Genomic DNA, 959 nt, shown 5'->3' on the forward strand with positions numbered 1-959 from the left:
AATTTTATTATTGGGAACAGCAATCTTAAATGGGAATCTAATGCGATTACCAACTTAGGGGTTGATTTCACAATGTGGAACAGAAGAGTTCGTGGATCCGTAGAAGTATATCAGAACAAGAGAAAAGATTTCGTACAGCTTGTGCCTTTGGATAAACAGGAAGGTGGATACTACCAGTATATCAATGCAGGAGATATGTCTCAGAAAGGTCTTGAAGTTGAACTTAGTGTAGATGTAATCAAGCAGAAAGATTTCCAATGGAATCTACATGCTAATATTTCTTTCCAGAAGTCTGTTCTTGACAAGTTAGCAGATGGCCAGTCGGAAAGAAATTTAGGAGATACTTATCTTAAAGTGGGAGAAACTCCATATGTATTCTATAATGTTAGATTTGCCGGAGTAGATCCAAGCAATGGAAAAGCATTATATTATGATAAAGCAGGAAATGTTACTGATGTTTACAGTGCTTCCAATGCAGTTCCTCTTACCGATAAATCTCCATTCCCAAAAAGTTTTGGTGGATTCGGAACTACAGTTCAATATAAAGGACTTGATTTCAGCGCTGATTTCGCATTTAAGCTAGGTGGATATACTTATAACAACATGTATGCTGCTGCTGTGGATCCAACGTTGGCTGTTGCAGGTAGAAATATGGCTCAGGCTGCTGCTCAGGTTTGGCAAAACCCTGGAGATACAGGAGTATTCCAGAAAGTTGACTCAAACGGTATGCGTGATTCTGATCAGTGGATTGAAAAATCAGATTACTTAAGATTAAGATCACTTACATTAGGATATACATTTGATAAAGCATTCCTTGGAGAAGGATCACCAATCAATAAGCTTAGAGCTTATGTACAGGGACAAAACTTATTTACAGTGACTAAATTCCACGGAGAACCTGAGGTTTCAGTAGGATCTGGTGAATCTACAGCATTGTTTGTTCCAGGAGCATATAACCT

1 protein-coding gene is annotated in these 959 nt (G+C 38.2%); it reads left to right on the plus strand.

Annotated features, from left to right (window positions below):
- Nucleotides 1-959 (plus strand): SusC/RagA family TonB-linked outer membrane protein (locus tag GB932_RS21765; protein WP_156758778.1); only part of this gene is annotated, 959 nt, incomplete at both ends.

The sequence above is a fragment of the Microbacterium karelineae genome, assembly GCF_009745985.1.
In the GTDB taxonomy this organism is placed as follows: domain Bacteria; phylum Actinomycetota; class Actinomycetes; order Actinomycetales; family Microbacteriaceae; genus Microbacterium; species Microbacterium karelineae.